Annotated in this window: 26 protein-coding genes, 1 pseudogene and 1 riboswitch; of the genes and pseudogenes, 21 read left to right on the top strand and 6 right to left on the bottom strand. The window is 48.1% G+C overall.

Features of this window, described 5'->3' with window-relative positions; all coding sequences use genetic code 11:
• Positions 1-30 precede the first annotated feature (30 nt).
• The 3 genes from BUA14_RS27850 to ybaK all read right to left on the bottom strand — a co-directional run bounded on the left by BUA14_RS27850 (position 31) and on the right by ybaK (position 1,948).
• Entirely contained in the window at positions 31-189 is a 159-nt protein-coding gene (locus BUA14_RS27850) for a hypothetical protein (RefSeq protein WP_178371663.1), read from the bottom strand.
• Between the two features lie 73 nt (positions 190-262).
• Positions 263-1,351, bottom strand: a complete 1,089-nt coding sequence (locus BUA14_RS09330; protein ID WP_072772367.1) for a putative NPN-dependent ornithine cyclodeaminase — start codon at positions 1,349-1,351, stop codon at positions 263-265.
• A 117-nt stretch (positions 1,352-1,468) separates the two neighbouring features.
• Positions 1,469-1,948 carry a Cys-tRNA(Pro) deacylase gene (gene ybaK / locus BUA14_RS09325; protein ID WP_072772366.1) on the bottom strand — a complete coding sequence of 160 codons (480 nt, stop codon included), beginning with the start codon at positions 1,946-1,948 and terminating at the stop codon, positions 1,469-1,471.
• Positions 1,949-2,079: 131 nt separating this feature from the next.
• Between ybaK and BUA14_RS09320 the strand changes: the two genes are divergently transcribed.
• From BUA14_RS09320 to lysA, 3 genes are all read left to right on the top strand, one after another.
• Positions 2,080-2,868, top strand: coding sequence for a sulfite exporter TauE/SafE family protein (locus BUA14_RS09320; protein ID WP_072772365.1), 789 nt, complete (start codon positions 2,080-2,082; stop codon positions 2,866-2,868).
• Positions 2,869-2,949: 81 nt separating this feature from the next.
• Complete coding sequence (locus BUA14_RS09315) at positions 2,950-3,162, top strand: hypothetical protein (protein ID WP_072772364.1); 213 nt, start codon at positions 2,950-2,952, stop codon at positions 3,160-3,162.
• A 78-nt stretch (positions 3,163-3,240) separates the two neighbouring features.
• Positions 3,241-3,415, top strand: a riboswitch (Lysine riboswitch).
• Between the two features lie 122 nt (positions 3,416-3,537).
• A complete protein-coding gene (gene lysA, locus BUA14_RS09310) occupies positions 3,538-4,788 on the top strand; it encodes a diaminopimelate decarboxylase (protein WP_072772363.1) in 1,251 nt (416 codons plus the stop codon).
• 138 nt (positions 4,789-4,926) lie between these two features.
• Here the strand turns inward: lysA and BUA14_RS09305 are convergent, their stop codons facing one another.
• Positions 4,927-6,396: a sigma-54 interaction domain-containing protein gene (locus BUA14_RS09305; RefSeq protein ID WP_072772591.1), complete on the bottom strand. Its 1,470-nt coding sequence runs from the start codon at positions 6,394-6,396 to the stop codon at positions 4,927-4,929.
• Positions 6,397-6,680: 284 nt separating this feature from the next.
• On the opposite strand from BUA14_RS09305, the gene BUA14_RS09295 reads away from it, so the two are divergent.
• From BUA14_RS09295 to BUA14_RS09275, 5 genes and pseudogenes are all read left to right on the top strand, one after another.
• A complete protein-coding gene (locus tag BUA14_RS09295; RefSeq protein ID WP_072772361.1) occupies positions 6,681-7,313 on the top strand; it encodes a corrinoid protein in 633 nt (210 codons plus the stop codon).
• A gap of 20 nt (positions 7,314-7,333) precedes the next feature.
• Positions 7,334-8,137 carry a methyltetrahydrofolate cobalamin methyltransferase gene (locus BUA14_RS09290; RefSeq protein ID WP_072772360.1) on the top strand — a complete coding sequence of 268 codons (804 nt, stop codon included), beginning with the start codon at positions 7,334-7,336 and terminating at the stop codon, positions 8,135-8,137.
• 25 nt (positions 8,138-8,162) lie between these two features.
• Entirely contained in the window at positions 8,163-9,578 is a 1,416-nt protein-coding gene (locus tag BUA14_RS09285; RefSeq protein WP_072772359.1) for a trimethylamine methyltransferase family protein, read from the top strand.
• A gap of 87 nt (positions 9,579-9,665) precedes the next feature.
• A pseudogene (mttB, locus tag BUA14_RS28485) lies at positions 9,666-11,114 on the top strand ([trimethylamine--corrinoid protein] Co-methyltransferase).
• Positions 11,115-11,358: 244 nt separating this feature from the next.
• Complete coding sequence (locus tag BUA14_RS09275) at positions 11,359-13,341, top strand: alkaline phosphatase family protein (RefSeq protein ID WP_072772358.1); 1,983 nt, start codon at positions 11,359-11,361, stop codon at positions 13,339-13,341.
• A 73-nt stretch (positions 13,342-13,414) separates the two neighbouring features.
• On the opposite strand, the gene BUA14_RS09270 is transcribed toward BUA14_RS09275, so the two are convergent.
• Positions 13,415-14,329 (bottom strand): LysR family transcriptional regulator, encoded by a 915-nt coding sequence (locus BUA14_RS09270; protein ID WP_072772357.1) that lies wholly within the window; start codon positions 14,327-14,329, stop codon positions 13,415-13,417.
• 141 nt (positions 14,330-14,470) lie between these two features.
• On the opposite strand from BUA14_RS09270, the gene BUA14_RS09265 reads away from it, so the two are divergent.
• The 13 genes from BUA14_RS09265 (at position 14,471) to pylSn (ending at position 25,651) form a co-directional block, all read left to right on the top strand.
• Positions 14,471-14,932, top strand: a complete 462-nt coding sequence (locus BUA14_RS09265) for a EutP/PduV family microcompartment system protein (RefSeq protein ID WP_072772356.1) — start codon at positions 14,471-14,473, stop codon at positions 14,930-14,932.
• A gap of 41 nt (positions 14,933-14,973) precedes the next feature.
• A complete protein-coding gene (gene eutL / locus BUA14_RS09260; protein ID WP_072772355.1) occupies positions 14,974-15,621 on the top strand; it encodes an ethanolamine utilization microcompartment protein EutL in 648 nt (215 codons plus the stop codon).
• Positions 15,622-15,633: 12 nt separating this feature from the next.
• Positions 15,634-16,332 (top strand): ATP-binding protein, encoded by a 699-nt coding sequence (locus BUA14_RS09255; RefSeq protein WP_072772354.1) that lies wholly within the window; start codon positions 15,634-15,636, stop codon positions 16,330-16,332.
• A gap of 15 nt (positions 16,333-16,347) precedes the next feature.
• A complete protein-coding gene (locus tag BUA14_RS09250) occupies positions 16,348-16,641 on the top strand; it encodes a EutN/CcmL family microcompartment protein (RefSeq protein WP_072772353.1) in 294 nt (97 codons plus the stop codon).
• A 36-nt stretch (positions 16,642-16,677) separates the two neighbouring features.
• Complete coding sequence (locus tag BUA14_RS09245; RefSeq protein ID WP_072772352.1) at positions 16,678-18,042, top strand: ethanolamine ammonia-lyase subunit EutB; 1,365 nt, start codon at positions 16,678-16,680, stop codon at positions 18,040-18,042.
• Positions 18,043-18,057: 15 nt separating this feature from the next.
• Positions 18,058-18,975: an ethanolamine ammonia-lyase subunit EutC gene (gene eutC / locus BUA14_RS09240; RefSeq protein ID WP_072772351.1), complete on the top strand. Its 918-nt coding sequence runs from the start codon at positions 18,058-18,060 to the stop codon at positions 18,973-18,975.
• Between the two features lie 76 nt (positions 18,976-19,051).
• A complete protein-coding gene (locus BUA14_RS09235) occupies positions 19,052-19,330 on the top strand; it encodes a BMC domain-containing protein (protein WP_072772350.1) in 279 nt (92 codons plus the stop codon).
• 53 nt (positions 19,331-19,383) lie between these two features.
• The gene (locus BUA14_RS09230; RefSeq protein ID WP_084078534.1) at positions 19,384-20,868 is read left to right on the top strand and encodes an ethanolamine ammonia-lyase reactivating factor EutA; all 1,485 of its coding nucleotides are present in this window, start codon (positions 19,384-19,386) and stop codon (positions 20,866-20,868) included.
• Positions 20,869-21,123: 255 nt separating this feature from the next.
• Positions 21,124-21,963: a pyrrolysine--tRNA(Pyl) ligase large subunit gene (gene pylSc / locus BUA14_RS09220; RefSeq protein ID WP_072772347.1), complete on the top strand. Its 840-nt coding sequence runs from the start codon at positions 21,124-21,126 to the stop codon at positions 21,961-21,963.
• A 47-nt stretch (positions 21,964-22,010) separates the two neighbouring features.
• Complete coding sequence (gene pylB, locus BUA14_RS09215) at positions 22,011-23,108, top strand: methylornithine synthase PylB (protein ID WP_072772590.1); 1,098 nt, start codon at positions 22,011-22,013, stop codon at positions 23,106-23,108.
• A complete protein-coding gene (gene pylC, locus BUA14_RS09210) occupies positions 23,099-24,304 on the top strand; it encodes a 3-methylornithine--L-lysine ligase PylC (RefSeq protein WP_072772346.1) in 1,206 nt (401 codons plus the stop codon). Before pylB ends, pylC begins: the two co-directional genes overlap by 10 nt.
• Before the next feature lie 144 nt (positions 24,305-24,448).
• A complete protein-coding gene (gene pylD, locus BUA14_RS09205; RefSeq protein ID WP_072772345.1) occupies positions 24,449-25,288 on the top strand; it encodes a 3-methylornithyl-N6-L-lysine dehydrogenase PylD in 840 nt (279 codons plus the stop codon).
• A 30-nt stretch (positions 25,289-25,318) separates the two neighbouring features.
• A complete protein-coding gene (pylSn, locus tag BUA14_RS09200) occupies positions 25,319-25,651 on the top strand; it encodes a pyrrolysine--tRNA(Pyl) ligase small subunit (RefSeq protein WP_072772344.1) in 333 nt (110 codons plus the stop codon).
• Positions 25,652-25,724: 73 nt separating this feature from the next.
• Here pylSn and BUA14_RS09195 read toward each other — a convergent pair whose 3' ends face one another.
• Positions 25,725-25,934 (bottom strand): hypothetical protein, encoded by a 210-nt coding sequence (locus BUA14_RS09195; protein WP_242954616.1) that lies wholly within the window; start codon positions 25,932-25,934, stop codon positions 25,725-25,727.
• Between the last annotated feature and the right edge of the window lie 26 nt (positions 25,935-25,960).

Here is a 25,960-nt window from a genome sequence, read left to right as displayed (position 1 = left end):
ATAAAAATAGTCACGATGGTTTATTCGTGACTATTTTTTCTCGTTATAGAGGATCATTACATAATGCTCTAAAAAAGCTTTCCATTGGATTTCGATGATTTCAATGTTCCCTTCCTGCTCTTGAAAGAACGCATTCATTTTCTGCTCCAGCCCTTCCTGCCGAAGCGATTGGATAATCTTCACTTTCATGCTTTTTCCTCCTATAGGCCAAGGGCCTTTTTCTGTTTTAATTTATGCAATTGGCTTCATTCGTAGAGGGTTGTTATTCATTAAGATTATTATTGACATTGACGAGAAAGTCCTGGACATTGGCCACGATGGTGGTGACTTCGAGAGAACCCCGATCTCTCAGCTTATTCAAGGTGAACTCCGCCACATCCACAGCATAGATGTAGACTGGACGCAGCTGCCCATCCCGCTGAGTATAGGCAGGTGTCATATTGCCGGCAGCGATGGTATGGAGCTGGGTGGCCAGGCAGATGAGGGTAGTGGCCTGTTTGGTCTGCCGGCGCATTTCATCCTGAGCTGCGTAGACATTGGCCCATACCGAGGGCAGGGGACCGTCATCACGGATAGAGCCCGCCAGGATCAAAGGGATATTCTTTTCTAAGGCGGCAGGCACAACCCCCTCGGTCAGGTGCTGAGCTTTGATGAGTTTTTCCAGTGAGCCGGCTTCTCTGGCCATATTGATGACATCCAAATGATTATAATGGCCGTTGGGCTGAGACTCCTGAGTATAGATATTTTGCCCTAAAGCGGTACCCAGGATGCCGGCTTCAAGATCATGGGTAGCCATGGCATTGCCGGCCAGAATGGCATGAACATAGCCTTTTTCGATCAAGGCAGCCAGGGCCTTCCGGGAGTCGTAATCAAAAACCACGGCAGGTCCCAGCACCCAGACCACATGACCGTTGTCTTTTTCGTGACGCAGCAGATCATAAAGATGATTATAATCCTTTGAATAGGCCGTCTCCCGGGAACGGCCGGAGCGAAAGGCAAAAACATCCCTGTTGCTGTCCTTGGAAGCAAACCCTTCAGCATAGACATAAATGCCTTCACTGGCATCTTCCGTCCGCCCGATCACCACTTGCTGGCCTTTTTTCAGATTGCGGAATTCGAGGATTTGCATCGTACCGTCCTCCATGAGCACGGGAACGCCGTCCATGCGGCTTTGGGAAGCAAGGAGCCATTGGCCGTTGATTTTAAAGTATTCAGGATAAATAGACATGCCATGGAAATGGTCGGGGGCTACCCCATCCTGAAGGACTTCGACAAGGGTTGCATTGGGAGCGCTTGCAAAAGGCTCACCGTCAAAATCAGGCGGATTGAACTGAGGAATCCGGAAGCTCATAGAATCTCTCCTTTACCTTGGTAATTCAAAGTGACATAAGGTTAGTATTTACCTCTTGTCCGTCTTCATACAAGGAGAGGAGGGAGTTCAGGGCGTGAGGAGAAGATTTATGGTGATTCAGGCAGGATGAGCGATGGGCCCAACCTTTCCCTGGGTGACCTTGAGCAGGTCCTGAGACAGAGCAAGGATCTGCAAGCCCCGCGTCCCGGCACTGACGGCAATTTTTTCGTGCTGGAGCATATCTTCCTGAAAATAGACCGGGTATCTTTTTTTAGTCCCCAAAGGAGAGACCCCTCCCCGTATATAACCGGTCAGGGGCTGAACTTCCTTGAGAGGAACCACTTCCATTTTCTTATTGCCGCTCACTTGGGCGAGAGCCTTAAGATTCAGCTCATAATGGGCAGGGATGCAGGCGATGAGAATGCCTGTTTTATCTCCACGGGTAACCAGGGTTTTATAGATTAATTCAGGAGGCATGTTTACCTTTTGGGCGACGGTGGTGGCCGAAAGATCCGCTTCATCCACCTCATAGGGGATTAATTCATAGGCTATACCGGCTTGATCGAGGATGCGGGCAGCGTTGGTTTTTTGAGCCATAAGAATCACCTTTCCTTCTTAACTCACTATAGGAAATACAGACAATGCTGTCAAGATTCAGACAAGAAAAGGGAATACTCTTAAAACAGAGAATCATAAAGAGATTAAATTAGATTTAAGAGGGTGTTTGTGTGGAGATGTTATCATGGGAATTATGGCTTGCCATGAGCGGAATTACGTTCTTTGCCACCTTTATTCAGGTTTTGACAGGGTTTGGATTCGGGCTGGTGGCGGTACCCTTGCTCCTTTTTGTTTTGCCCAGCCAGCAAGCTCTTTTGGCGGGAATGATTTTATCCATGATGGGCTCCTCGGTGCAGGGGTTCCAAATGCGGCGCTTAGTCCGCCGGGATTTGGTCATCCGGCTTTTGCTCATAGGGATTCCCGGATTGGCTCTGGGTGTTGCCCTGAGCGGCTATATGAATGAACTGTACATTAAAGGGATGGTGGGGATTATCCTTATCGGCTATGTTGCCTATCAATGGGTGCAGCTCAAAAGCAGTGCCCTTGAGAAGAAAGTTCCTGAGGAAGGGGAGATCAACCCAGCCTCCAAGGGATTTGTCATGGTTGCTTTTTCTTCAGGTTTGCTCAACGGCCTGGCGGCCATTCCCGGTCCCCCCGTTGTCGCTTTGCTCATCAAGCACCTGACCAAGGACGTCTTCCAGGCAACCACCGTTACCTTTTTCTTTTTCCAATATGCTATGACCAGCGCTTTAAAAATCCTTGTGTTTCGGGAAAGCTTCACCCTGCCCTTTGGCATCACCCTCGTCAGCATGATTTTGGCGGTTGTCCTTGGCTATGTGGCCGGCCAGCCTCTGAGAAAGAAAATCAACGAAGCTCAATTCAAGAAACTGGTCTATGGCTTGCTTTTCATCATCGGCGTGACTTCCCTTGCTGAGCCGCTGAAGGGACTGTTTTTTTGACATGATTTTGGTCGATTCCGGGTACTCTAAAGACAGAATAGCAGGACCATGATTTGGTCAGGACAAAAGGAGGAATCCCAGATGAACGACCAGAAGAACACCGGCAAAGAGCTGAAACGCCAATTATGGGAGCCGGCAGGTGTGATCAGCCAGACCCAAGAGTCCGGCTCACAGGCTATGGATTACGGTGAGCAGCCCAAAGACAGCATAAAAAGCGGCCAGCTTGCTTTAGAGGTGGAGGATGTTTTTCATAATCGGGGGGTTATGGAAAATCTGCAGAATGGGAAAAAATAAAGCCAGAGGTAATGTATACAGAAGCAATGTATTGACAAGGATAACATCTTGTTCCATAATATAGAGATGATTCATAGAGTGAATGATAGAGGCGCAGTGCATTAAGAGTAATTATCCTGAGCGGGTCAGGCTAGGACGGATAAGGAAAGGAATCACTGCCGAAGCAAAGGCCCAGGACAAAGGGTCTCAGCTGGTCTTCCATTGAAAAAATGTAAGACTGTCACCGGGGTTCCGGTGGAGTGCTATCTCGTGAAGTTTGAGGCTTGATTTTGCCTTAAGAAACGGTTGCGAGGGGACTCGCAGCCGTTTTTTTGCAACCAAACTTTAAAATCTCTAGCGGTGGGTAGTCTATAGTATATAGGGGAGGATCAGAATATGGCAGTAAAAAACTTACCTTTTAATCAGGAGCAGTTGCAGAAGATCAGGGAGGACTATGGAACCCCTTTTCATATTTATGATGAGGAAGCCATTCGCAAAAACGCCCAAAGACTGCAGGCAGCATTTGCCTGGGCACCGGGGTTTAAAGAGTATTTTGCCGTCAAAGCTCTTCCTAATCCCTATATTCTGAAGGTCCTGAGGGAAGAGGGTTTCGGAGCCGACTGCAGTTCTTTGGCTGAACTGATCCTGGCGGAAAAAGCAGGGATCACCGAGGAGAACATTATGCTTACCTCCAACAATACCCCTGCTGAGGAATTTCAAAAAGCTAAGGATTTATGGGCGATCATCAATTTAGATGATATTACCCATATTGATTATCTGGAAAAGCATACCGGCTTGCCGGAGGTGCTCTCCTTCCGCTATAATCCCGGTTCGCTGCGGGCGGGGAATGCCATTATCGGCAGCCCTGAAGAATCCAAATATGGTTTGACCAAGGAACAGTTATTCCAGGCTTATGAGATCGTTCGCGACAGAGGGGTGAAACGTTTCGGGCTCCATACCATGATCATCTCCAATGAGCTGAACCCGGATTTCTTTATTGAGACAGCAGAGATGATGTTTGATCTGGCCATAGAGCTGAAAGAAAAACTGGGAATCCGCCTGGAATTTGTGAATTTTGGCGGCGGAATCGGCATCCCCTACCGTCCGGAACAAGAGCCGGTCAATCTGGAAACTATCGGAGAAGGTGTCCGCAAAGTTTACGAAGAGAAGATCGTTGCCAGCGGCTTAGATCCCCTGCGTATTTGCCTGGAATGCGGCCGCATGGTGACGGGACCTTATGGCTATTTGGTGACCCAAGTCCTTCATCGCAAGGATACTTATAAAAATTATATCGGTGTCGATGCCAGCATGTCCGATCTGATGCGCCCGGGAATCTACGGAGCCTACCACCATATCACCGTCATGGGTAAGGAAGACCTGCCTAAGGACCATATCTATGATGTGACCGGAAGCTTATGTGAGAATAACGATAAATTTGCTGTGGACCGGGAACTGCCCAGAATTGATATCGGCGATATCCTGGTGATTCATGATACCGGTGCTCACGGGCATGCCATGGGCTTCAACTACAATGGCAAGCTGCGTCATGCTGAGTTATTGCTGCAGGCCGATGGCAGTGTGAAGCTGATTCGCCGGGCGGAAACTCTGGAGGATTATTTTGCCACCTTGGATTTCAGTGAGCTATAGTTCTTAACAGGGAAGGCGGGTCCTTCTCTTCTTTAAAAAACTAAAAGGGCCGTTGTAGAACGAACTGAATGTTCGTGAGCAGCGGCTCTTTTTCTTGCACTAAAAATAAATCTATCCGGCGACTTAAACATTACTTGGTTAAGGATTTGTCTTATTCTTGTTCGAATAAGTCCGCACAATCCGCGATACCTTGCTTTGACTAATTTTTAAAATGCTTGCAACTTTATAGGAGCTTCGCAAGTTTTCATATAACTCTAAAATGGTTTCTCTTTCTTTAACCTTGAAGGAATACTCATTCAATTCATCCCTTAACTCTTTGTTAAGTGCTGTCTTCATTAGAGCGGGAAGTTTTTTCTCAGTATCTTCAGGCATAGCAGCATGTTTGGGTAGCGGTAAATGCTTAGGGAGAATGCAACTTACTGAAACGGTAATCACCAAGCGTTCAACCAGATGTTCAATTTCGCGAACATTTCCAGGCCATGGATAATTTTGCAAAACGGCCAGGCATTCCTCGCTGAAATAATGGGATGTAGAATATTTAATGTCAAATTTATTTAGAAAATAGTGCAATAAAAGAACAATATCGTCACTTCGCTCTCGCACAGGAGGAATCTCAATTTCAATAACATTCAGCCGATAGTAAAGGTCTAATCTGAATCGGCCCTGTTCAATTAACTTCGGTAAATTACAGTTCGTCGCACTGATAATGCGAATGTCGACTTGCCTGGATTCCGTTCCTCCTATGGGTATAAAGGTATGATCCTGGACAAGTTGTAGAAGCTTTGCTTGAAGGGATAGAGGAATTTCTCCGATTTCATCCAAAAAGAGAGTTCCTTTATGAGCGAGCTCGATCAGTCCTGGCTTTCCTGAACGTTCAGCGCCTGTGAAAGCCCCTTTTGTATAGCCGAAAAGTTCAGACTCTAACAGTTGTTCCGGAATGGCTGCGCAATTTATGCAGATATAGGGTTCGTGCCTGCGGTTGCTCATAGTGTGAATTTGTTTAGCAAGCAGATTTTTTCCTGTTCCTGATTCCCCTAAGATTAAAATAGTGGTGTCAAAGGGAGCTACTCTTTGGGCAGTGTGCATAAATTCTCTCATTTTTTCGCTTTGGAAGACCAATCCATCCTGAGTCACAAGTTCTTTTTGACGTAATTGTTGAATCTGAGTTTTGTAGTACTCCTTTGTTTTTTCTAAATCCTGTCGCAATTGCTCTATTTCCGTAATATTGCGACTATTCATGACGATAAAATCGAGTTCATTTTTTTCATCAAATACCGGGATAGCGGTCACGAGCAGTTTCCTGCCGGATTTTGTTTCTTGTTCGAGGGTGACGGCTTTTTTTGTTTTAAAAACCAACGGGGCAATAGCCGGGGTATAGTACCCTTCACTGACTAAATAATGTACCGTTTTGCCAATGACGTCTGATGGCTTTAAGTCATAATTTTTCTGACAGGCTTCGTTAACATAGATCACAATACCATGCTTATTGACGACAAAAATTTCATCAAAAGAATTCTCAAGTATTTTTATCAGTTTGCTTTTGTCTAGATCAAAATCGCTGTGTACACTATGTTCGATGATAAGGCTTCTCCTCCTTTCCTTTGTGATTAAGTTCTCTTGACTTAATTTGAGTTTGAATGAATTGTTAAAATAAGTCAAGAAGTTATTATTACTGGCCAGTATACACAAAAGTTATGGCGAGAAATGGAAATGGGTGCTGTGGCCAGAGCAATCTGGACAAAAAGTGGCGAATATCCCCGACTTGGCCTGGCTAAGCAAAGAAGCGCAGCAAGTTCTTTTGGGGATTTTAAGGGCTGGCATGATTTTTGCTATATATGATCGATGGCGGAACATATTGAATTCCGGGAATATTTTGAAAGGGAGTTTTGAAAATGAGTGATTTTGCCCAATTGGCCCAACTTGTTTTCCAGGGAAATGCCGCTTCGGTGAAGGAGAAAACTCAGAGCATGCTCGATAATGGTGCCGACCCTTTTGCGATCATATCGGATGGCCTTTTAGCGGGTATGGATATTGTGTCTCCTAAATTCAAGGCGGGAGAAATGTATGTACCTGAAGTTATGATGTGTGCCCGCGCTTTAGGTGAAGGCATGAAGTTAGTAAAACCCTTGATCGCGGGGCAAGAGACGGCGGTTACGAAAACGATTGTGATCGGAACAGTAGCAGGTGACTTGCACGATATTGGGAAAAACCTGGTGGTCATGATTTTAGAAAGCGGCGGCTTCAATGTGGTCGATCTGGGGGTCGATGTATCACCCGCAAAATTTGTTGAAGCCATTCAAGAACACAACGCCCAGGTAGTAGGTTTATCTGCCCTACTGACAACGACTATGTTGAACATGAAGGGTACTATCGATCTGATTGCTGAAGCGGGACTTCGTGATCGGGTTAAGGTGATGATCGGCGGCGCGCCTGTTTCGCAAAATTTCGCCGATGAAATCGGAGCGGATGGGTACTGTGCAGATGCTATGGCCGCTAAAGATATGGCCAAAGGATTTTTGAATTAATAAAAGAGAGGAGGTATGGTGTGTTAATTGTTGGTGAATTAATCAATACCAGCCGCAAGGCGATTAACGAAGCAGTAGAAAAAAGAGATAAGGCCTATATCCAAAAAATTGCTAAAGAACAGGCAGAATCCGGTGCGAATTACATTGATGTTAACTGCGGCACGATGGTCTATAACGAAGTTGAGATAATGGAGTGGCTTGTTAATGCAATCCAGGAGGTTGTGGAAGCGCCCCTTTGTATTGACAGCCCTGACCCGAAAGTTCTGGAGGCGGGATTATCTCTTTGTAAGTTTGGACAGCCGATGATTAACTCGATTACAGATGAGAAGGAGCGGGTTGCAGCGGTACTCCCTCTTGCCCAGAAATACAAAGCCAAATTGGTCGCTTTGTGTATGGATGATACAGGTATGCCGGAAACAACCGAGGATCGGATGCGTGTGGTGGAAAGCCTCTATGGGAAGTTGAAGGAAAAAGGCATACCGGATCAGGATATGTATTTTGATCCTTTGGTAAAGCCGATCAGTACGGTGAATACCGCCGGGGAAGAAGTTCTGGGAACGATTAAAGCCATTAAAGCCCACTATCCCGATGTTCATTTTATGTGCGGTTTAAGCAATGTTTCTTTCGGTCTTCCTAATCGAAAAGTGCTTAATCGCCTGTTTGTAGTGCAAACCATGACCTTAGGTATGGATGGATATATCCTGAATCCAACGGACAAGGGAATGATGGGGACGATTGCAGCGGCTCAGGCTTTATTGGGACAGGATGATTATTGCATGAACTACCTGACGGCCCATCGCAATGGGCTGTATGAAGGCAGTTAAGCATAGCATCGAATGGAGGGAAGGAATGGCACTTAAATCAAAATTGGAAGTACTGTCTCAGGAAGATCTAGTGCGGGTCCATGAGGCCTCATTAAAGATCCTCAGAGAGACAGGAGTGGTTTTGCTTAATGAGGAAGCCTTAGATATTTTCCGAACCCACGGTGCCAAAATAGAAAACAAAACAGTATTCATTACCGAAGCAATGGTGGATAAGGCCTTAGAAACTGCACCTAAAAGCTTTAGAATGCAGGCCAGAAATGATCGTCATTCAGTTACAGTGGGCGAAGGGATGCTGGTGCAGCCTAATGTAGGGCCGGTTTATATCCAGGATTTGGATAATGGACGGCGTAAGGCGACTTTGGCGGATTACGCTAATATTCAAAAACTATGTCAGGCCAGCCCCGTGGTTGATCTTGTCGGCTCAATTCCGGTTGATCCCAGCGATGTGGCGCCCAAAGACAAGTATCATGCCATGATGTATGAAATTTTGAAAAACACGGATAAACCGAATATCGGGTTTTGTGCGAACGCTCAAGAGGTTCGTGAGCAATTGGATCTGATCGAAATAGCAGTAGGCGGTAATCTTGCTGATAAGCACTACACCTCTGTGCTGGTCAATCCTCTCAGCCCTTTGGGGTATGGGACGGAGACCCTGGAAACGATGATCGAGTATGTGAAGCGGAATCAGGTTTTGCTTTTAGCACCCTGTATTATCGCGGGCGTGAGCGGCCCCATAACCCTTCTGGGCACGGCTGTTCTGCAAAATGTAGAGATTCTCGCCGGTTTGGTATTGGCCCAGTTGATCAACCCCGGAGTGCCTGTCGTTTATTCCGTAGCCTCCACCACAGGCTATATGAAGGCGGCAACCTATGCAGCCGGTGCTCCTGAAGCCATGCTGATCAATACGGCCAGTTTACAGATGGGGCTGGACTATTACCATTTGCCCACCAGAACCATGGCGGGAATTACCCATGCCAAGGTATTGGATTACCAGGCGGGTTATGAAACCATGCAAAGCCTGATGCTGGGGATGTTCAGCGGGGCCCATATGACGGTGCAGAGCCTGGGTGTCTTAGACGCCATTATGGCCACATCTTACGAAAAATTTGTCCTTGATGAAGAGATTATCAGCCGGGTTAAGCGGGTCAAAGCTGGAATCGATACGTCGGATGAGGCTTTGGCAGTGGATATTATTCAAAGTGTCGGACATTCAGGAAATTACTTGGTGGAAATGAGTACATTTGAAAATTTCCGCTCCCTTTGGACCCCGACTTTGGCAGACTGGGAATCCTACCCGGATTGGGAAAATGCCGGGTCGGAAGATGTTGGCATCAGAGCGAATCGCAAATTTAAGGAAATTTTGCGGAATGCTCCTGAGACACTCCTCGATCCGGAAACGGATAAAATGCTTAAAGCTTATATTGAAAAAGTTAAACGCTAAATGTTTGGAAAAAGGCTCGGTTATTTAAGTTAATAATTTAAGGAGGTGGCCAGGTTGAGATCAGCGGTTCAGGCCGGTGTTTCCCGGATGGAAGGCTTTGGGCTTACCGGATTTTCCGATGAAGAGCTCTATGCAATCCATACGAGCACCCTTGAGGTTTTGGAGTATACGGGACTAAAAATCGAAAGCCAGGAAGCCTTGGAGATTTTCTCTAAAGGCGGCGCCAGAGTTGATTTTAAAACGAAGGTAGTCAAGATACCTCAATATTTAGTGGAGGAAGCACTAAGCTCAGCCCCCAGCGTACTTATGCTGGCAGGGAGAAATCCCAAAAATGATCTTGTTTTGGGAGGCAAACGGGTTGGTTTTATCAACTTTGGTGAAGGTGTTTCCATCATTGATCCCTACACGAAAGAGTATAGGAAGACCACCAAGCAGGATGTTGCCGATATCACCCGTTTCTGTGATGCCATGGATCAAATGGATGCGGTGCTGAGACCGGTGGCGCCACAGGATATTCATCCCAGTGTGGCGGTTGTGCATAATGCAGAAGTCATTTTTAACAACACTTCCAAACATGTGTTTATCGGTGTTGAAGGTGGACGCAATTTTAAGAAGGTTTTAAAAATGGCGGCGGCCATCGCCGGTGGCGAGGAGAAGCTGCGGGACCGTCCCCTTTTCTCCTGCAATATTTGTCCGACCAGTCCCCTGCAGATTGTTAGTCATGCTTCGGAAGTCATTATCGAGGGTGCACGGGCAGGTATTCCCGTCAATATGCTGTCCATGGGAATGTCAGGAGCGACATCTGCTATCACTTTAGCGGGAACCTTAGTGACTCATAATTGTGAGGTGCTGGGGGGTATCGTGCTCAGCCAGCTGACCAGCAAGGGGGCGCCTGTTCTCTATGGCAGCTCCACAACGATTATGGATATGAAAAATATGACTGCTCCGGTGGGTTCCCCTGAACTGGGCATGATCAATGCCGGAGTGGCGAAGCTGGCCCAATATTATAATTTGCCCAGCTGGGTTGCCGGTGGATAGGGGGACAGCAAAATTCCCGACGCACAGGCCAGTCATGAATTTACTCTGACCGGACTTTTAACCGCCTTAGCTGGCGCCAATCTGATTTATGGCGCCGGTATGCTGGAACTTGGCATCACCTTTGATTATGCTCAAATGTTAATGAATAATGAGATGGCCAGGATGATTAAAAAGGCGGTCAATGGGATCAGTGTTACGGATGAGACGCTCGCAGTGGATGTTATCAAGTCGGTAGGTACCGCTGGTAATTTCATTTGCGAAGATCATACATATACACATATGAAAACACAGTCTCAGAGCAAGTTAATAGACCGGTCCATGAGAGAGAATTGGCTTGCTGCCGGAGCCAAAGACTTCACGCAAAGAGCGTATGAGGGGGCTATCTCTATCCTGGAGAATTATAAGCCTGAGCCTCTGCCTGAGAAGGTAGCGGCTGCGCTGCGCTCTATCGTGGAGGAGACCGAGGATGAATATGGAGTTCCTAGATCATTAAAATAGTGATGGCTTAACAACGAGCCACTAAAGGAACAGGGCTTCTTTTAGTGGTTCGTTTATATGTCCGGGAACCGCCTATGTATTTATCGGCCGTATAAAGGCATTTATGGGCCGTATAAATACGAGTAATTTTACAATTGGTAGGGCATAGAATATACTTTGGCTATAGTGAAAACTATAACAAGAAGGTCGATTTTCTGAGGTATTAGCCTTTTTAAGATGGACTGTCATGAAGGAGGAAAACAAAATGAAAAGTTACGGAAAAGCAAAAAAGATTGCATTACTCGGTTTAGACGGCGCTGATCCTATGTTCATGAAGAAGTTGATTGCTGAGGGCAAATTGCCCAATTTTAAAAAGTTCATGGAATCGGGCGCCGTAGCCGAGGACCTCGGCATGCTGGGAGCTTTGCCCACGATTACCCCCCCTAACTGGGCTTCTTTGGCCACGGGAGCCTGGCCAAATACTCATGGCATTACCTGCTTCTGGAATCATACGGTGGGAAATCCCCTGGACATTCTGGACTTTGGCTGGAATTCAGAACTTTGCAAGGCGGAGTATATCTGGGATGCCTTCGACCGGGCGGGTAAAAAGAGTATTATTTTTAATTATCCGACCTCATGGCCTCCAACCAACAATAACGCCATTGTTGTGGATGGCACCAGTATGTTCTGCAACCTGAGAGGATATATCGACTACGAAAAATTCTTTGAATGCACTGAAGGTGATTTTCCCGTACAGGTAATACCTCATGAAGCTGACCTGAGCGGTACAGACTGCCGGGTCGAGGGTGAGGTTACGGAGCTGAAAGCCGAGATTAAGAATTTTGATGGCTTTGGCTATCAGCACCCCGGCTGCGTCACAGCAGAAGGGGGAAGTGAAGAGGAAGCTGATTCCGCAAAATGCGATCGGGTCATTGCACCGATCAAAGCGGCCCAGGGGTGGGCCAAGGAGACCGCTGGGGCGAAGGAAATCGTGCTCATCCTTAATGACGGCCAGATACGGCGTTATGGCTTAATCGTCGCCGATGATGGCAAGAACCACAACAGATTGCAGATATTTGTGAATAAGAAGGACGAAAAGCCCATCGGTGAAGTGGTGCTCAATGGGTGGAGTGATTGGATCTATGACAGCTACCATTACAAAGATGAAAATAAACCGGTTGCTTATAAAGTTAAGCTGGTCGAATTGGATGCCGAAGGCAAGACTATGAAGTTCTATTATTCTTTTGCTCTGGACCTGAAGCCGCAAAACTATTTCAGCCCCCTGGAAATCGGTGAGGAACTCTATAAAGCGGTGGGTCCGATGATGCAGCCTTCGAATTTTGATCGCCATAATGATATCGCGGATACCATCGTCCTGGAGACCATGGAAGAAATGTATCACTGGCAGGTCAAAGCTCAGGAATATCTCTTGAAAAACAAGGAATGGGATCTCTTCTGCAGCCATATTCACGGTATTGATATGCTGAATCACTTCTATCTTGATTACACCATACCGGCCACAACGCCGAATTATGAGCGTTATCAAGGGCTTATCCTCAAAATGTATCAGATAACAGATACTTATATTGGCGAGATGATGAAATTACTCGATGAGAATACAACAGTTGTGATCGCCTCCGACCATGCGGCCATTGGCAGAGATCGTCATATTATTCATCCCTTGATCGGGGATATGTGGGGATTCAATGTGGGTGTACTGGGAGAGTTAGGTTACACCAAGCTTAAAGAAGTCAAAGGCAAAGTGGAAATTGATTGGGAGAATACCCTGGCTGTCGCCCAGCGTGCCACCTATATTTACGTCAATCTCAAAGGAAGAGACCCGCAGGGCATCGTGGAGCCTGAAGCTTATGATGACCTTGTGCGCAAGATCATCGACGACTTATACGCCTATAGAGATCCCCAAACAGGCAAACGGGTGATTAGTTTAGCCTTGAATCGGTCGGACATGGAGTACTTAAATATGGGAGGTCCCCATTGCGGAGATATCTTCTATATGATGGAGCCTGAATTTAACAGAACTCATGGCAATGGCTTAAGCAATATGAGTCTGAATGGATATTCTTTAAAATGCCTCTTTATGATGGCGGGTGCGGGAGTGAAGAAGGGTGAAGTGATGCAGCGGCGGGTTCGCATCGTCGATGTTGTGCCAACCCTCTGCCATTTAGCCGGCGCTCCCATGGCCAAGGAAGTAGAAGGCGGAGTGATTTATCAATCACTTGAAGACTAAAGTAAAGCTAAAACTCCCCGGGAAATTGACGATTTCCCGGGGAGTTCCCCAAACTACTCCTGAATAGGACCTTTTAAGAACAGTCTTCAACCATTGTTTCTTCACAAAAGGATTTAAGAATAGCGATAAATTCCTTCTCAGCGGCAGAGAAAATATGACGCTTAGCCCATATTAAAGCAATAGTTATATCTAAAGTAACATCTTGAATAGCAATGGGAACAATTTCATGAGACAGCTGATAGACATCGTTTTTCGACATGAATTTAGGGAAGAAAGAGATAAAGGTTCCTTGGGAGACCGTTCGTTTAATCATTTCGAAGTTATCAAAACGAAATGAAATTTTAGGTGAAGAATATTTTTTTAAGAGGCTGGTAATGCCGCCGTTATTTCTGGAAAACTCATCATTATAGGCTACAACCGGGTATTCAAGGGCCTCTTGGAGAGTAACGGCTTGCTTGTTGGCAAGAGGGGAGTTTTTTCCCACATAAATGAGAAATTCATCATGGAAGAGCTTTTCAAAATGAGTGTTTTTCTCTTGAATTTCTTCAGTCATAATGACGATGCCAATATCTGCCGTCCCGGACTGAATATGGTTTAATATCTGAATTGACTCGCCAATGTGCAGGGAAACACTGATGCCCGGATGAGCTTCTTTCAAACAAGATAAAACATTGGGCATGATCTTATCACACATACTGGGGATGGTCGCCACGGTGATGTTTCCAGTTAATGTGGAGGTGTTGGCCAATTCTTTAATGAAATCGACTTTTTGCAGTATTTCTTCGGCGGCTTCAATAATGGTTTGACCAATATCCGTTGGATAGGCGCCTTTTGTTGTTCGCTTAAATAAGAGGACTCCCAGCTCGTCTTCCAGCTTGCTGATCGATGCACTAACCGCAGGCTGAGTGATATAGATACGCTCTGCGGCGATGGATATGGAATTATATTTGGCAACTTCAACGAGATGATAGAGTTGTTCCAATCTCATATACTATCACACTACCTTAATGTATTGATCTGAAATCAATAGCATGCACGGTGCATCAAAATTAATTATATCAGGACTAAAAGTGACTTGCAAGAATAGTTGCACATTTCAGTAATTTCCTGGAAGCGGTGTTGACGCAGGATGAATGGTACGGCAGGTAAAAAGCCCAAAAAGATATTGCTGATCGGCGGAGTCGGAGCAGGGAAAACAACCCTTAAACAAGCCTTAAGCGATCTGCCCCTGATCTACCAAAAAACCCAGGTTCTGAACTTTGGTGACGTTTTTATTGATTGCCCGGGGGAGTACTTGGAAATTCCCCGTTACTATCATGTGCTTATCGATCTCAGCCACCGGGTTGCGGAAATTTGGGCACTACAGGATGCCACGAGGCCTTGCGGGATTTATCCGCCGAAGTTTGCCTGTGTTTTTAAAAAACCGGTTATCGGCGTGATCACCAAGATCGATTTGCCCCAGGCTAATGTGGAGACTGCCCGCCTTTTCCTGAACAATGGGGGGATTCCTCAGCCTTACTATGAGATCTCGGCTCTCCATAAACAGAATACCCAGATCCTAAGAACAAGGATTGAGTCTTTAGCGAACTAGTTAAATGAACAATTAAGCGCTGCAGCGGAAGGAGGATGTTTATGATCGAGGCTGTTAAGCCTAAGGTATTAGCGACCCGGTTGATTCCCAATGTAGCACCGGACCTGGCCGGCCAGCTCGGGTTAGCTCCCTATCAAAGGTCACTGGGTATGCTGACTTGCAACATCGATGATTCGACCTATGTTGCTTTGGATGAGGCAACGAAAAAAGCCGATGTCACTGTGGTTTATGCCAAGAGTTTCTATGCGGGGGCGGCTCATGCCTCGGGGCCCCGCTCCGGAGAGGTTATCGGCATTTTGGCGGCGTCCAATCCTGCCGATGTGCGGGCAGGGATTGACGCCTGTATTGCTTGTTTGGAGAATGAAGCCTTTTTCTATACCCATGATGGGGGGAAAACCGCCTGGTTTCCCCATACCATCTCCAGTACGGGGAGTTATCTCTCCAAACTGGCCGGCATCCCTGCGGGAGAGCCTCTGGCCTACTTGATCGCCCCCCCTCTGGAAGCCATCTATGGTATAGATGCCGCTCTCAAAGTGGCTGATGTTTCAATGAAAGTGCTGTATGGCCCGCCCACTGAAACCAACTTCGGCGGTGCTTTGCTGACGGGTACCCAAAGCGCCTGCCGGGCTGCCTGTGAGGATTTCCAACGGGCGGTCATCGAGGTTGCCGAAAATGGGCTGAAGTATTAAAGGGGTGACGACATGATCATCACAGAAATGGAGCTGCGGGAAATCTGGCAAAAGACCGAAGGGAGGATCATCGCCCTTCCCCAAGGGAGTGTGCTCACCCCTTTGGCCCGGGATTTTATCCGCTCCAAAGAACTGCAGATTCAACTTGAAGACAGGGCAGGAACCGAGGTAAAAAAACCTTTACCCTCAAAAAATAGCCAAGGCCATAAGCCGGAACAGATGACCCATCTATATCAAAGTGAACTGGTCAGCAAAAACCATTCGATCATTGCCCTGCGCGGGCAGCTTGATCTTTTTCAAACCCTGCTGGTGGATACTCAAATAGACTTTCAGGCCATGGGGAAGCTGGAATTAGTGGAAAGGCTGGAAGAAGTGGCGGCCTTGGCCCGGGAGATCATGGCGGCGGAAGTCAAAAGGCAGCCCTTCGCATTTAAAACCCTTTGGGGGCTGACCCCGGATGAGATCAGGGAACGGTCCCATTATCCCCATAAATATTATGGCGTAGCCCATTCCCCCCTGAGCTATAAACAGGGGGCGGCCGTCAGCAAGCTTCACCAGCTCAGGGCTAAAATCCGTGAAGTGGAACTGTATGCTAACCGGGCCTTTACGGACGGGCGGGGAGAGTGCGGCCGGGTTGATCTTGTGCAGGCCCTTAATCGCCTGTCCAGTGCATTCTATATCTTGGCGTGTGAGCAACAAATTAAGGCGTAAGACGGAGGAGCAGCCATGATCTTAGCCTATGTTTTGGGGAATGTCTGGTCAACACGAAAGGAAGAATCTTTAACAGGTCTCAAATTCCTTGTGGTACAACCGGTGACGTTGATGTATGAAGAGAGCGGGAGACCTCGCTTTGAGAAATATGGGAATACCTTGATTGCAGCAGATCGCATCGGAGCAGGAGAAACGGAAATCGTCATGATCGCCAGTGGTTCATCAGCCCGGCAAAGTCTGGAGGATCAGCGTTCTCCCATTGATGCCATGGTGATCGGGATTATTGACAAAGAAACGTTCCAAACATAATCTGAACTATGAAAGGAAAGATTGGGGGAAAGCTTCATGATTTTGAAAGCAAAGGTATATAATAAGGTCTTTGCTTTTAAAGACCTTAAAGAAGTTCTGGCTAAAGCCAATGAGGAGAAATCCGGTGATGTTTTAGCTGGAATAGGAGCGGCATCCGCTTCGGAACGGGTTGCCGCTAAATTGGTCTTAAGCAATCTTACCCTTGAGGAACTTTATAATCATCCGGTTTTGCCTTATGAAGAGGATGAAGTAACCCGGGTGATTTATGATGAGCTTAATTTAAGGATCTACCAGGAAATGAAGAGCTGGACAGTGGGTGAGCTTCGGGAGTATATTCTCGAACATGGCACCACAGGCAGCCAGCTTAATCATATCAGCCGGGGCTTAACCAGCGAAATGATTGCCGCCGTTGCCAAACTCATGTCCAACATGGATCTGGTCTATGGTTCGAAAAAAATGCGGCATCAGGCTCATTGCAATACCACCATCGGTATTCCGGGAACTTTAGCCTTCCGATGTCAGCCCAATCATCCCACCGATTCAGTAGAAGGGGTGATGGCATCCTTAAAAGAAGGGTTATCCTATGGTTCGGGGGATGCCGTGATTGGCATTAATCCTGTGGAAGATAATGTGGACACGATGGCCCGGATTTTGGAAACGGTCAAAGAATTTATGCAGCAATGGAAGATTCCGACGCAAAATTGTGTCCTTGCTCATATTACCACCCAAATGAAAGCGATTGCTAAGGGGGTTCCCATCGATCTTGTGTTTCAGAGTATCGCGGGAACCCAAAAGGCCAATGAGGCCTTTGGCATCTCCAAGGAACTGATTGATGAAGCCTTTGCGCTGATTCAGCGCCATGGAACGGCCACTGGGCCGAATTTAATGTATTTCGAGACCGGCCAGGGGTCGGAGATTTCCCTGGATGCTCACCATGGTGTGGATATGATGACCTTGGAGTCCAGGACCTATGGATTCGGCCGCCGCTACCGGCCTTTCCTGCTCAACAATGTATCGGGATTTATCGGACCGGAGACCATTTACTCGGGCCGGGAAGTCATCCGGGCGGATCTGGAAGATTTGTTTATGGGCAAGCTCCATGGTTTGCCCATGGGAATCGCTCCCTGTTATACCAATCATATGAAAGCCGATCAAAATGATCAGGAAATTGCCACACTGCTCTGCGCTATGGCTGGTGCTAATTACTTTATGGGTCTTCCCGGAGGAGACGACGTCATGCTCAGTTATCAGGATACAAGTTATCATGATGATGCCGCAACCCGTGAAATTCTGGGACTGCGCCCCTTGCCTGAGTTCGAGAAATGGCTGGAGAAGATGGGAATCATGGAGAATGGACAGCTTACAGAACGGGCGGGGGATCCGTCTATTTTCGAAAAATAGAAGGGAGGGATAATGATGCATGCAGCTGAAAAGGATTTAGAAAAAATACTCCAAAGCATCCTGGATGAGTTATTAAAAGAGGGGTCCTCTTTTTCTGCCAAGAATCTTCCTGGAGAAAAGGAAACCATGATATCCGATGCCTTTAGAGATATCCCTGCCCATGAGCTTGGGCAGGAAGACATGGTCACGCTCATGCCGGCCGATGAAGTGTTGGTTTCTAAACCGGTTAATTTAGAGGCTATTAAGGCCATGAAAGCAACGACTCCGGCCCGCATTGGCATTGGGAGAGCCGGCGCGAGAATGAAAACCGCCTCTCTATTAAAATTTCTGGCCGACCATGCCGTTGCCCAGGATGCCGTGTTCACGGATGTTTCTCCTGAATTTTTAAACCGGATGAATCTCTTTGCCGTGCAAAGTTCAGCCCAGGATAAAGAAGGATTTCTTACCCACCCTGAATTGGGCAGACGGCTTTCTAAGGAAGCGATCCAAATCATCACCCAGAAGTGTGAAAAAGATATTCAGGTGCAGATTATTGTCGTTGACGGATTAAGTTCCAGCGCTATTGAAGCCAATATTCCCGACCTCTTGCCTGCCTTAACCCAAGGGCTTGCTGTTGCTGGCATAAAAATGGGTACACCGTTTTTTATCCGATATGGACGGGTTTGGGTTGAAGACCAGGTGGCCAACCTTCTCAATGCGGATATGATCATTTCTCTAATCGGCGAACGCCCTGGCCTGGGGACAGCGGAGAGTCTCAGCGCTTATATGATCTATCGCCCTGATGAAACAACTGTGGAAGCAGACAGAACGGTTATATCCAACATTCATAAAGGTGGAATTCCGCCGGCCGAGGCTGGGGCTCATCTGACGGATGTGATTAAACAGGTGCTTAAAGCCAAGGCAAGCGGGGTCCGTCTTACTCAAATGGGGTAAGGATTGATTGCAATAGGATTAACAATGCGATTAACGATAGGATTAAGGATAAGAAAGTATAAGGGAGGAATTTCTTATGATCGATGCCTTAGGCATGATTGAGACCAAAGGTTTGGTGGGAGCGATTGAGGCAGCCGACGCTATGGTTAAAGCGGCAAACGTGTCCTTAATCGGCAAGACTCATGTTGGAGGCGGCTTGGTCACCGTTATGGTGCGGGGAGATGTGGGCGCGGTCAAAGCCGCTACAGATGCCGGTGCGGCTGCAGCCGGGCGGGTCGGGGAGCTGATCTCCGTACACGTCATCCCCAGACCTCATCCTGAGATGGAAATGATTCTGCCCCAAATAAACAAGTGATAGCAAGGGTTTGTTATAGCATAATGGTTATATCATAAGCAGAACGTAGGTGTGTGCTGATGAATCAGTCGGATAGTCAAATCATAATGAGTGTGGGAATCGACATTGGGACCACCACCACTCAATTGGTCATAAGCCGCCTAACCATTGAAAATACTGCCAGTGCCACCCTGGTTCCCCGTGTCTTGATCACCGCTAAAGAGGTGATTCACCGGAGCCGGATTCATTTGACTCCCCTTTTGGATCATCACCTCATCAATGGGGAGGAGATTTCCCGTCTGGTCGAAGACGAATATCGGTTAGCGGCCGTGACGCCCCGGGATATTGACAGCGGAGCGGTAATTATTACAGGAGAAACCGCCAAAAAAGAAAATGCCAAAGCACTGTTAGGAGTACTGGCCGGTTTTGCCGGGGATTTTGTGGTCGCTACCGCCGGTCCCAACCTGGAGTCGATCTATGCGGGGAAGGGCTCGGGGGCCGCGGCTTATTCGGCTGAAAAGCATCAGGAGATTGTCAATATCGATGTAGGCGGCGGAACTTCGAATTTTGCCGTATTCCGGGAGGGTCAGGCGATTGATACCTCATGTCTGAATATAGGAGGGCGTCTGCTGGAAATTGAGCCTGGAGGAGATAGGGTTACCTATATTGCCCAGCCGATGCAGGCTGTATTCAAAGCTATGGGTCGCTGGATCAGGGTGGGGGAAGTTATTCAACTGGAGCACTTAAGGGAAATCACCGCCCTGATGGCCCAGTCGATTGTGGAAGTTATTTTGATCAAAAGACTTTCTCCATTAACGGAGGAACTTCTGATGGTCCCCCCCTTGGCTTTGAATTATCCCCTGAACAGCATCATGGTATCCGGGGGAGTGGCGGATTACGTTTACAAGGACTCACCGCCCTGTTCTATGGAAGAGGTCAGTGCTTTCGGCGATATGGGTCCGTTGCTGGGCTGGATGCTGAGGGAAAAAATAAGGGGCACCGGCCTGGCCCTGGTAAAGCCCCTGGAAACGGTGCGGGCCACGGTGATCGGAACCGGTACACAGTCTATCAGTCTGAGCGGAAGTACGATCCATGTGCAAGGGCAAGCAGGTTTACCCCTTCGCAATATCTTAGTGGCTAAACCCTTTCCTGAGGGGTCCGGCGAAATCCCCGCTGATGCGGAAGAAATAGGAGATCGTGTGAGGAAGAGCCTATCCCTTCTCTATACGGAGGGACAAAGCCAGCATCTCGCTCTGGCTTTTCAGGGTCCGAAAACCCTCTCCTTTTTGGACATTCAAACCTTAGCCAAAGGCATTGTGCGGGGGGTAGATGAACTTCTTGCCGGGGATAAGCCCTTAATTCTGATCATGGAAAAGGACTGCGGCAAGATTCTTGGTCAATGCCTCGCGGCTCTGTGCGGAAAACACAAAGAATTGATTTGTATTGATCAGCTCTCTCTGGAAAATTGCGATTATATTGATATTGGCAACCCTCTGATGGGGGGGCGCGTTATCCCTGTGGTTATGAAGACCCTGGTGTTTGATGCCAAGAAACGGTAAAGAGTGGATTAAGTCGATTATACTTAGAAAGAGTAGTAGTGACTCAGACAATATAAAAAATGACTCGTTGCGGCCCGGCTCTCCTGATGAGCCAGGCTTGCTGTGTTCCTCGGTGTATTTGGCACAAGAATTGCAATATTTAAAAAAATCCTGGGGGGTGGATCGAATAGATCACACGGACTCTAAATTCGTGCAGGCGGGTGAAACTCCCGTACTCCCCGCCATAGTTATGTTTGCAGCGAGGAGGGACCACACGTGAGCAGCTCTTGGACAGCGGTTCAATATCAGCGCTTGAAAGAACTTAATGCTTCCGGGGAGCAGCTGGCAATGGGTTTTGCTGATGCACTAAGCCGTGACCGCGCTTTTCAGGGAATCGAGCATCAGTTGATGGGTCAGGGCAAACGCCATTTGGAACAATTGCGCACGGTTAAACGCCGCCCCGCTTTGATCGAGCTCGAAGAGCGGTTAGCGAAAGCATTGCACCAGCAGGGATTTGTTCAGGTGGTAACCCCGACGATTATTACAAAGTCAGCCCTGGCAAAGATGACCATAGGGGAGGATCATCCCTTGTTTTCTCAGGTTTTTTGGTTGGGTGGGAAGAAATGTTTACGGCCGATGCTGGCTCCCAACCTATACACTTTGTGGCGGGAGCTGGAGCGCTTGTGGGATAAGCCGATCAGGATTTTTGAGATTGGAACCTGCTACCGGAAAGAGTCCCAGGGGGCGCAGCATCTCAATGAATTTACCATGCTGAATCTCACGGAACTGGGAACACCCCTGGAAGAGCGGCACCAACGCCTTGAGGACATGGCTCATTGGGTTCTGGAGGCTGCGGGAATAAGGGAGTTTGAGCTGGTTACCGAATCCTCTGTGGTTTATGGAGATACGGTAGATGTGATGAAGGGGGAGCTGGAGCTTGCTTCAGGGGCCATGGGACCCCACTTCCTTGATGAACAATGGGAGATATTTGATCCTTGGGTAGGTCTGGGCTTTGGTCTGGAGAGGCTCCTGATGATTCGTGAAGGAACACAAAATGTTCAGAGTATGGCCAGAAGCCTAAGCTATCTTGATGGAGTGCGCCTGAATATCAATTGATGAAAAGGCTGGGGAGGAGACCGCAGAAGCAGGAGGCAAAAATGGACATGCGGAATTTAAGGTTGGCAGGGATTTTAGAAAAGGCAAAAGCAGAATCACCACTTAGTCATGAAGATATTTTGAGGTTATTGGAAACAACTGAGGACCAATTCGGGTGTGTCGCTCAGGCTGCGCGGGAACTGCGTGAGAAATATTTCCAGAACAAAATATTTCTTTATGGCTTTTTATATTTCTCCACATTTTGCAGAAATGACTGCACCTTTTGTCTCTACCGCAAATCAAACAGCAGTTATCAGCGCTATCGCAAGGATCGTGGCGAAATCATCTCCGCAGCCCGCGAACTGGCGGATTCCGGGGTGCACCTCCTGGACCTGACCATGGGGGAAGATCCGCTGTACCATAATACTCCCCAGGGATTTGCCGAACTGTTGCAGATCGTCCAGGAAATTAAACGGGAAACCCAAACGCCGATGATGCTATCGCCGGGGATTGTATCACAAGATGTTCTGCTGAAATTCAAAGCTGCCGGTGTCGATTGGTACGCGTGCTACCAGGAAACTCATAATCGGGCTCTCTATAGTCGTCTGCGGATTAGACAGAGTTATGACGAGCGGATGGAGCGAAAAAGCCTGGCTAAGGCCATGGGCTATCTTATCGAAGAAGGAATTCTGACAGGTGTCGGGGACACCCATGAAGACATCGCGGCTTCGATTCTGACCATGGAAAATATGGAGGCGGCTCAGGTCCGGGTGATGAGCTTTGTTCCTCAGGAAAACACCCCTTTAGCCAAGTGGAAAACGGGGTCTCACTTCCGGGAACTCTTGATTATTGCCATCATGCGCCTGGTCATGCCTGACCGGCTGATTCCGGCTTCCCTTGATGTGGATGGCCTGAGGGGGCTGGAGCAGCGTCTGAATTCCGGAGCCAATGTGGTCACTTCGATTATTCCCCCCACAGCGGGGTTAGCGGGGGTATCCCAGAGCAGCCGTGATATTGCCGACGGCAACCGTTCTCTGGAGAAGATTATCCCCATCCTCAGCAGGATGCATTTAGAACCGGCCACCCGCCGGGAATACCAGACCTGGCTGGAAGCACAAGCTGCCCCTGCTGTTTGTTTAGGGAAAGGAGCCGTTCAATGCAGGTAGCGATCATCGGCGGCAAACTGCAAGGTGTTGAAGCTGCTTATTTAGCGAAAAAGGCCGGTTGGGATGTTGTGCTTTTTGATCGCCGGGAAAAAGCTCAAGGGGCGCATCTGGCCGATGTATTCCATTGTATGGATGTACTCAGGTCAAGGGAAGAGTTTGTGGCTAAGCTTCAAGGGGCGGACTTAATTCTGCCGGCTGTTGAAGACGTGGAGGTTTTGACAGCCCTGGCCGAAGTTGGGCAGAGAACCCAGATCCCCTGCGTTTTGGATCTGGCTGCCTATAAGGTTTCGTCATCCAAACAGCGTTCCAATCAACTGTTTGCGGCAATGGGGATTCCGACCCCGCGCCCGTGGCCTGACTGCCATTTTCCCATGCTCCTGAAGCCTTCGGACCGCAGTGGCAGTGAAGGTGTCCAGGTTATTCCTGATCAGGAGGAATTGGAGCGCGTTCTCCATCAGGAGCCTCGGGATAATTGGATTTTGGAGGAGTATATCGAGGGACCGTCTTATTCCATTGAGGTGATAGGCTTCTCCGGAAAATATCAAGTGTTTCAGATCACAGAGTTGGAGATGGATGCTCAGTATGACTGCAAAAGAGTGCTTGCACCGGTCAGACTGGACCTGGGGCTTAAGGGAGAATTGAAAGAGATCGCTTTAAAACTGGCAAGAGAGCTTTCCCTGCAGGGGATCATGGATGTTGAGGTTATCCTTCACGCCGGAAAGCTTAAAGTATTGGAGATTGACGCCAGACTGCCCAGCCAGACCCCAACAGCTGTGTTTCATTCCACCGGTCTTAATATGGTTGAGTACCTGGGTGAAGCCTTTGTTCAGGGAAAGATGCCCGGACCCGGGCTGAAGCAGGCTATACAAAAGGGGGCGGGAAGGCCTGTAATCCTGGAGCATTTCCTGGTAACTCCCGAGAAAATAGAAGCTTGTGGTGAACATATTTTAGGGGAAGCCGGTCCCCTGCATCTTTTAACGGATTTTTTCGGAGCGGATGAGGTGTTAACCGATTATGCCGGGGGCAAAAAGGAATGGGTGCTCTCGTTAATGACTTGGGGATCAAGCTTTGTGGAGGTTTGGGACAAAAGGGCCCAGGTCCTTAAGCGGATTCAGAGGGAATTGCAGATTCCGAAGGTGCTCGATCCTTATCCGCTAAGCCAGTGCCCTGTCAATGCTAAAATTACTCGATACTAACGAGTGGATTTTAGCAAGACAAGGCGAAGGATGGCATAGCGAGTGTATGGCGATTGACGACAAAGCCGGATTGCTGGAAATAAATCGCTGAGATAGGTGAGAGTCAGGGTTGACACGGCACTGGTATGAGGGAGCTGAATAGGTATGACACGTCTTCAGGTAAGCGATATCGAATTAATCCTTGAGCAGATGAACGTATATGATCGGGAATTATTGGCTAAAACCGGCTATAGGCTTTCCCATATTGCCGCCCATGCCGTTGGCAGGTCTTGGACAGATGTGCCCGATCCGGGGTTGATTGCCGTAGTGCCTATGACTTGCGGCCTGGGTGTGATCAGTGGTTTTGCGGAGACGGTTGCCGGAATTCTGCGTTTCCTTGGCATGAACACCTTTGTGCCGGTCTCTCCTGATGTGAAGGGATTCGCTGAAGCGCTGGAGCGCCAGGCGGAAATTATTTTTATGGCGGATGAAGAGCGTTTTATTGGGGTGCATTTGAAAACGGGGCAGATCTCGGATAATAGCGTGGCCACAGGCCGGGGTTTTGCGGCTGCCCTTGACTGCCTGACCGGCGGACTTAGGGAGCGGGACGTTCTGATCTTAGGCGCTGGGCCGGTGGGGCGGGCTGCCGCTTTCGCCGTTCTCGACTTTGGAGGCAACGTCCATGTCCTTGACAAGGACTTAACTGTGAGCGAAAAATTAGCCCATGAGATGCTCTGTCAACGCGGCTGCTCTATTGGCATTGAGAAGGGGTTGGATTCGGCGCTGGGCAAGCATCGGGCCATTGTGGTGGCCTGTCCTGAAGGGGGATTGCTCAGACCGGATCATCTCCATACGGATACGTGCATCGCTGCGCCGGGAGTACCTTTGGGTATTCAGCCTCATGCCATCAAGAAGGTTGAGCAGCGTCTGATACATGACCCCCTGCAACTAGGCGTGGCGACAATGCTCTATGAGATTCTTGCCAAAATATCACCGCCAGCATAGAGCTCCCTTGATAGACAGCAGGCAAAGGAGATGACAGGTGTGTTCCAGGCTTCTGAGGAGAAGAAAAGATATTACCGGAAGAACGTGGATTTCTTTAATTTGGTGGAAAAAATCAAGCTGTGGCCATCCCGCAGCGGCACCCTGCATGGGATCAAATCCATGACCAGAAGGGGAAACACGGCGGAGATTGTCACCCATTGCAACCAGCGTTTTATTATCTATAATTCCAAGCATAGCCGGGCGGCACGCTGGCTTCGCAACAAGCTGCATTTTGGGGTGTGTCCGCACTGCCGGATACCTGAATGGAAGCTTCAGAAATATTCTTCCACAGTCATGAGCCAGCATTATGGCTCACATCTTTAAGGGGATTGTGCATCCGCAAAAAACAACAGTAGGGGCTTATGGCCTGCGTAGAGCAGGTCATAAGCCCCTTGAGCTAGTTCGATGGTTTCTGAGCACTCAGCAAGGTGGTCGTATGGGTCCTGATTTTTAGATTGGTTTGGATCTCAGGGGGGTATACTTTCAGCCGCTTCGCCATGTTTTCCACAATGCCATGGGCCGTTTCCCGGTATTCTTCCTTAAGTTTCGGATCTGTTGGGGCTAAGGCGGCAAGAGTTTTCAGCAGCTCGTTATAGGCGCTGAGCATGTTGTCACGGTGAATAGTAAATTGGA

Origin of the sequence: Desulfitobacterium chlororespirans DSM 11544 (genome assembly GCF_900143285.1) — a bacterium.
GTDB classification, from domain to species: domain Bacteria; phylum Bacillota; class Desulfitobacteriia; order Desulfitobacteriales; family Desulfitobacteriaceae; genus Desulfitobacterium; species Desulfitobacterium chlororespirans.
Note: the sequence above shows the minus strand (reverse complement) of the source record. Positions and strands in the feature narration are given on the sequence as shown.

Bases quoted from the DNA above. Each gene is read 5' to 3' on its own strand.
- BUA14_RS09250 (WP_072772353.1), top strand. From the start codon at position 16,348: ATGATCTTAGCCTATGTTTTGGGGAATGTCTGGTCAACACGAAAGGAA.
- BUA14_RS09245 (WP_072772352.1), top strand. From the start codon at position 16,678: ATGATTTTGAAAGCAAAGGTATATAATAAGGTCTTTGCTTTTAAAGAC.
- eutC (WP_072772351.1), top strand. From the start codon at position 18,058: ATGCATGCAGCTGAAAAGGATTTAGAAAAAATACTCCAAAGCATCCTG.
- BUA14_RS27850 (WP_178371663.1), bottom strand. From the start codon at position 189: ATGAAAGTGAAGATTATCCAATCGCTTCGGCAGGAAGGGCTGGAGCAG.
- pylB (WP_072772590.1), top strand. From the start codon at position 22,011: ATGCGGAATTTAAGGTTGGCAGGGATTTTAGAAAAGGCAAAAGCAGAA.
- pylC (WP_072772346.1), top strand. From the start codon at position 23,099: ATGCAGGTAGCGATCATCGGCGGCAAACTGCAAGGTGTTGAAGCTGCT.
- BUA14_RS09255 (WP_072772354.1), top strand. From the start codon at position 15,634: ATGATCATCACAGAAATGGAGCTGCGGGAAATCTGGCAAAAGACCGAA.
- BUA14_RS09315 (WP_072772364.1), top strand. From the start codon at position 2,950: ATGAACGACCAGAAGAACACCGGCAAAGAGCTGAAACGCCAATTATGG.
- BUA14_RS09275 (WP_072772358.1), top strand. From the start codon at position 11,359: ATGAAAAGTTACGGAAAAGCAAAAAAGATTGCATTACTCGGTTTAGAC.
- ybaK (WP_072772366.1), bottom strand. From the start codon at position 1,948: ATGGCTCAAAAAACCAACGCTGCCCGCATCCTCGATCAAGCCGGTATA.
- pylD (WP_072772345.1), top strand. From the start codon at position 24,449: ATGACACGTCTTCAGGTAAGCGATATCGAATTAATCCTTGAGCAGATG.
- BUA14_RS09265 (WP_072772356.1), top strand. From the start codon at position 14,471: ATGAATGGTACGGCAGGTAAAAAGCCCAAAAAGATATTGCTGATCGGC.
- BUA14_RS09270 (WP_072772357.1), bottom strand. From the start codon at position 14,329: ATGAGATTGGAACAACTCTATCATCTCGTTGAAGTTGCCAAATATAAT.
- BUA14_RS09195 (WP_242954616.1), bottom strand. From the start codon at position 25,934: ATGCTCAGCGCCTATAACGAGCTGCTGAAAACTCTTGCCGCCTTAGCC.
- pylSn (WP_072772344.1), top strand. From the start codon at position 25,319: ATGACAGGTGTGTTCCAGGCTTCTGAGGAGAAGAAAAGATATTACCGG.
- BUA14_RS09295 (WP_072772361.1), top strand. From the start codon at position 6,681: ATGAGTGATTTTGCCCAATTGGCCCAACTTGTTTTCCAGGGAAATGCC.
- eutL (WP_072772355.1), top strand. From the start codon at position 14,974: ATGATCGAGGCTGTTAAGCCTAAGGTATTAGCGACCCGGTTGATTCCC.
- BUA14_RS09330 (WP_072772367.1), bottom strand. From the start codon at position 1,351: ATGAGCTTCCGGATTCCTCAGTTCAATCCGCCTGATTTTGACGGTGAG.
- BUA14_RS09285 (WP_072772359.1), top strand. From the start codon at position 8,163: ATGGCACTTAAATCAAAATTGGAAGTACTGTCTCAGGAAGATCTAGTG.
- BUA14_RS09235 (WP_072772350.1), top strand. From the start codon at position 19,052: ATGATCGATGCCTTAGGCATGATTGAGACCAAAGGTTTGGTGGGAGCG.
- lysA (WP_072772363.1), top strand. From the start codon at position 3,538: ATGGCAGTAAAAAACTTACCTTTTAATCAGGAGCAGTTGCAGAAGATC.